Origin of the sequence: Pseudoalteromonas sp. Z1A6, assembly GCF_011378745.1 — a bacterium.
GTDB classification, from domain to species: domain Bacteria; phylum Pseudomonadota; class Gammaproteobacteria; order Enterobacterales; family Alteromonadaceae; genus Pseudoalteromonas; species Pseudoalteromonas arctica.
On record NZ_WTKW01000283.1, the window covers coordinates 1 to 5,448 of the forward strand.

General features: G+C 39.5%; 5 protein-coding genes. 2 read left to right on the forward strand and 3 right to left on the reverse strand.

Features of this window, described 5'->3' with window-relative positions; translation table 11 throughout:
* Window positions 1–238: 238 nt before the first annotated feature.
* From GQR46_RS15420 to udk, 3 genes are all read right to left on the reverse strand, one after another.
* Window positions 239–949 carry a transporter substrate-binding domain-containing protein gene (locus GQR46_RS15420; protein WP_346766804.1) on the reverse strand — a complete coding sequence of 237 codons (711 nt, stop codon included), beginning with the start codon at window positions 947–949 and terminating at the stop codon, window positions 239–241.
* Between the two features lie 306 nt (window positions 950–1,255).
* The gene (locus tag GQR46_RS15425) at window positions 1,256–2,482 is read right to left on the reverse strand and encodes a NupC/NupG family nucleoside CNT transporter (protein WP_007583535.1); all 1,227 of its coding nucleotides are present in this window, start codon (window positions 2,480–2,482) and stop codon (window positions 1,256–1,258) included.
* 17 nt (window positions 2,483–2,499) lie between these two features.
* The gene (gene udk / locus GQR46_RS15430) at window positions 2,500–3,132 is read right to left on the reverse strand and encodes a uridine kinase (RefSeq protein WP_007583533.1); all 633 of its coding nucleotides are present in this window, start codon (window positions 3,130–3,132) and stop codon (window positions 2,500–2,502) included.
* A gap of 192 nt (window positions 3,133–3,324) precedes the next feature.
* Here udk and GQR46_RS15435 point away from each other — a divergent pair, with 192 nt between their 5' ends.
* On the forward strand, window positions 3,325–4,557 hold the full coding sequence (locus GQR46_RS15435) for a phosphopentomutase (protein WP_010555228.1): 1,233 nt from the start codon (window positions 3,325–3,327) through the stop codon (window positions 4,555–4,557).
* Entirely contained in the window at window positions 4,557–5,261 is a 705-nt protein-coding gene (deoD, locus tag GQR46_RS15440; RefSeq protein ID WP_002959109.1) for a purine-nucleoside phosphorylase, read from the forward strand. The genes GQR46_RS15435 and deoD overlap by 1 nt, the downstream gene beginning before the upstream one ends.
* Window positions 5,262–5,448 lie beyond the last annotated feature (187 nt).

Here is a 5,448-nt window from a genome sequence, read left to right on the forward strand (position 1 = left end):
AGAAAAATAGATCTAATTTAGGTTCAAAAGTTACAATAAAGTATAGCTAGAACTCTTTGGATATAAAGCAACTGACGCAGTGAAGTGCAAGAATTACCTCTTCCTAAGCTTGTGAGCAATTACATTGCATTTAATAAATCAGTGCCAGAGCATGTCATAAAGCAATTTTATGAAGAATATAAAAAGTTAAAAATGAAAGACGATTTTGCCGCCTATAAACATACTTATCTTTAATGATTTATCTTTCGTAAGGCAGCCCTTTATTTTGCTTTATTTTTAAAAATGCAGCTTGCAGTGCTTCAATTAAACGCATATCTGTTTTTTTATTCGCAGCTAAATAAGCATCAATTGTTAGCTCATCTATTTTATAAATAAACCTTAAGTGTGCTGGTTCAAGCTTTAAATAGTCGCTCATCTGCTGCATATATAATGGATCGTCTACTATTAAATCTACTTTTTTAGCTAATAGTAAAGAGTATGATTTTTGAATATCAGAGGTTAAAACAACTTCAAATCCAAGTTTCGTGAGGGTTTGTGTTGAAAAGTCATTGCGTTGCATTGCAATTTTATACACTTTTGCTTGTTCAGTATTATTTATAATAAGATCATCACGCTCTGATAGGCCGATAAAGCCCAGCTCAAATCGTCCAACTGGTCCAATCCAATAAAAATTCTCTTCTCGCTCTACAGTGCGTGCAAGGCTGTATATAAAGGTGTTTTTTAACTCATCTGCAATTTTATAAGCACGTGCCCAAGGATACATTTGAATGTTAGGTGTGAGATCAGCCTCAGCAAATATATCTCTAATAAACTGAGTACCTTCACCTGCTACCTCGCCATTAATCAATACTTGGTTTGGTGGTGCTAACTCTGTAACAACAAGCAGGGCTTCCTTTGCTTGAACATACACAGAGCAAATTAAAAAAAGAGAATAAAGAATATATTTCACAATAGCGAATCGTCATTCGGTTAGCTTAAGTAATAATAAGTGTGGCTGAAAATATGAAAAACACAAAAATTATTTATGTGAACTTGTTACTAAGATATTGGTTTATTTGAGTTATGTATAACTATAAAGGGGGCTAGATAGATAAGTGGCTTGGGGTTTGAAGTAGTTGAGGCTAAAAATTAAGGCCTAAAACGATAAAAGGGCCTTGCGGCCCTTGGTGAAGTATCGTTCAAGTCAGATAGAGCTTTAACCCCTTAAAGCGCTATCCTCTTGTTTTGCAACACCGGTGTTCATCTCAATAAGTTTCTAAGCTAGCGAGAGGAAAAACCCAGCAATTGCTGCGCTCATAAGGTTAGCCATAGATCCTGCTAACACTGCTCTGAGCCCTAAGCGTGCGATATCCTTCCGCCGACTAGGCGCCATACCGCCTAACCCACCTAGTAAAATGGCTATCGATGATAAGTTAGCAAACCCACATAAAGCAAAAGTAACGATTGCTTGTGTGTGCGCGCTTAACGTATCGCGATAATTTATAAAGTCTAAGTAAGCAACAAACTCGTTTACTACTATCTTTTGACCAATAAAGCTGCCGGCTATAATCGCTTCATCCCATGGCACACCTAGTAACCATGCAACTGGAGCAAATACATAACCTAATATTTCTTGAAGCGTTAATGTTGGGTAATCAAACCACCCACCAATACCGCCTAATAAACCGTTTAATAGTGCAATTAGCGCTACAAAAGCAAGTAACATTGCACCTACATTAAGTGCTAAATGCATACCGTTTGCAGCACCTGATGCAGCTGCATCAATTACATTTACAGGCTTATCTTCGTCATCTAAATCTAAATCAGCTAAGTTATCTCTAGGCGTTTCAGTTTCTGGCACAATCATCTTGGCCATTAAGAAACCACCTGGTGCAGCCATAAAGCTCGCAGCAATAAGATACTTAAGATCTACGCCAATAATTACGTAACCGGCCATTACAGAGCCTGCTACAGTGGCTAAGCCACCTACCATTACTGCAAACAATTCCGATTTTGTCATCGTTGCTATAAATGGCTTAACTATTAACGGTGCTTCAGTTTGGCCTACAAAAATATTTGCAGTTGCTGAAAGCGATTCTGTGCGAGAGGTCTTCAGTAATTTTTGTAAACCGCCGCCTAAAATCCTAATTATCCAATCCATAATGCCAAGGTGATATAACACAGCAACAAGCGCTGAGAAAAACACGATAACTGGCAAAACTTGAATTGCAAAAATAAAACCTAATGTGTCTTGTGAGGCGAGTGGACCAAATAAAAACCCAATACCATCATTAGCATAACCAATAACCGACGAGACGGCTGATGACATGCTAGTTAACACATTTTTTCCTGCTTCGAAAAACAGAACAAAACCGCCTATAACAATTTGCATCGCAAATGCTATACCAACGGTTCTTAAATTAATTGCCTTGCGATTAGTTGACGCAGCAAAGGCAATGCTTAGTAGCACACACATGCCTACTAAGCTCATAAATGTTGTCATACAAATGTTTCCCGTTGTTATTCTTGTAGTAAATATTTAATTTTACTTTTTATTATATCAATCGCAACGCGGTTCATGCCGCCTCGAGTCACAACTAAATCAGCATTATGCTTAGAAGGCTCAATGAATTGATAAAACATCGGTCTAACAGTTGCCTGATATTGCTCAACAACAGATTGTAATGTTCTGCCTCGTTGCTCCATATCACGTTGCATACGACGCATTAAACAAATATCTAAAGGTGTGTCTATAAACACCTTAATATCAAATTCTTTATTAAGCGCTTTATCACTCAATAGTAAAATACCTTCAACAATCAGTATTTTAGCAGCTGGCACTCGGCGTGTGGTTGCGCTACGCGTGTGCTGTGCATAATCATACGTTGGTACTTCTACTGAGTTACCACAACGAAGTTGCGTTAAATGCTCAAGCATTAATGCGTGTTCAAATGCATCTGGATGGTCGTAATTTGTTTGCGTACGATGAGCCATCGGCAAATGCGACTGATCCTTGTAATAAGCATCTTCTTCAATAATGGCGATAGCGCCTGGTTCAAGCTCATTAACCAATTCATTGTAAATTGTTTGGCTAAAAAGAGATTTGCCCGACGCTGATGCGCCTGCAATGGCTATAATAGTAGTTCGTGTCACTAAAGTTCTCATCCACACAGAAAGATATATTGTTGGTAGATCACAATAGCAAAAAAGACACGATTAATCTCTTTTGCTTCGCTCAAGGGTGCAAATTTATAATGTTTAGGTTTTATGAAACAGGACTTTTGTCCTGTACGGAAAATTCGATCAGCGGATAAAGTAACCACCTAGAATCAAAGTGAGGTCAAAATGGCAAGAGCAATTATTTTAATGGCAGATAGCCTAGGAATCGGTGCAGCACCAGATGCAGATAAATTCGGCGATCTTGGGGCTAATACATTCGCTCACTTACTAAAAGCATATTACGACGAAACAGGCAGTGCGCTGTCGCTTCCTAACCTATCAAAACTTGGGTTAGTGGATGCATGCGAAGCTGCCGGTGGCGAACCGTGTTTAATTTCAGACCGCCAAGCTCCTCAAGGTGCATGGGGTTACGCTAAAGAAATCTCTAGCGGAAAAGACACGCCATCAGGTCATTGGGAAATGGCAGGCGTACCGGTGTTATTTGATTGGGGATATTTCCCAAAAACACAGCCAAGTTTCCCACAAGAATTTATAGACGAGTTTATTGCTCGTACAGGTATTCCTGGTATTTTAGGCAATTGCCATGCATCAGGAACTACCATTTTAGAACAGCTAGGTGAAGAGCACGTAAAAACAGGTAAACCAATCTGTTACACCTCAGCTGATAGCGTGTTTCAAATAGCCGCGCATGAAGAGTCATTCGGCCTAGAGAAGCTTTATCAAGTTTGCGAAATCGCACGGGCGCTACTTGATGAAATGAATATAGGACGAGTGATTGCGCGGCCATTTTTGGGTTCAAATAGCCAAGACTTTGCTCGAACGGGTAATCGTCGTGACTATTCAGTACTTCCGCCTGCACCAACATTGCTAGATGTACTAGCAAAAGACGGCGGCGAAGTAATTAGTATTGGTAAAATTTCAGATATTTATGCGCATCAGGGCATAACCCAAAAGCATAAAGCACCTGGACTTATGAACTTGCTAGAAAAAACCAGCGAAGTAATGGAAAGCGCGCCAGATCGTAGCTTAATCTTTACTAACCTAGTTGATTTTGATGAAAAATTTGGTCATCGTCGTAATCCAGTAGGATACGCAAAAGCATTAAAAGAATTTGATGACTATTTACCAACTATACTAAATCAGTTAAAAGCAGATGACGTATTAATGATCACTGCAGATCATGGCTGTGACCCAACCTTTCCAGGTTCTGAGCACACTCGTGAATACGTACCTGTTATTGCATACCAACCAGGTATGAGTAACACACCATTAGGTGAACGCAACAGCTTTGCAGATATAGGTCAAACACTGGCACAGTGGTTTAGCTTATCTGCGCTTGATTACGGCGACAGCTTTTTAAATGAGCTAAAAACGCCAAATAAAAAGGAAAACAATTAATGAGTACTCCGCATATCAGTGCAAACGTTGGTGATTTCGCCGAAACAGTATTAATGCCAGGCGATCCGCTACGTGCGCAATATATTGCTGAAAACTTTTTAGATGATGCAGTACAAGTTACAGGCGTTCGTAACATGTACGGTTTCACTGGTACTTACAAAGGTAAGCCAGTAAGTATCATGGGTTCAGGCATGGGCATTCCATCAATGTCTATTTATGCACGTGAGCTAATTGTAAGCTTTGGCGTTAAAAATATTATACGTATTGGTACGTGTGGCGGTATTGGCACAGATATCAAAATTCGTGACGTAATTTTTGCACAAGGTGCAAGCACAGATTCAAACGTAAACCGTGCACGCGTACGTGGCTACGATTTTGCTGCTATTGCTAACTTTGACCTACTTTTAAACGGCGTAAACGCTGCTAAAGAGCTAGGAATTAAAGCAAAAGTAGGTAACGTATTTACGACAGACACATTCTATCAAGCAGATGATTCGTTCTATAAAGACTTAGACAAGTTAGGCATGCTAGCAGTAGATATGGAAACAGCAGGCTTATACGGCGTTGCAGCTGAATACGGCGCAAACGCAATGGCATTATTTACAGTAAGTGACCACGTAATCACTGGCGAAGCAACACCTGCTGATGAGCGTCAAAGCACGTTTAACGAAATGGTTAAAATTGCATTAGAGTCAATAGCTTAAATAACACATAACAGTTCCTTGGTAACGTATTCACTAAGTTTTGGAGACACGCCCAAAGTGAAGTGAGACTAAACCTCCAAAGCCGCATTTTATGCGGCTTTTTTTATGCCTGAAGAAAATGGGTAGCAGCTTCTAATTACTTATACCAATTCGCTTAATTAAGTGATCTATTTTGAGGATGGAAAAA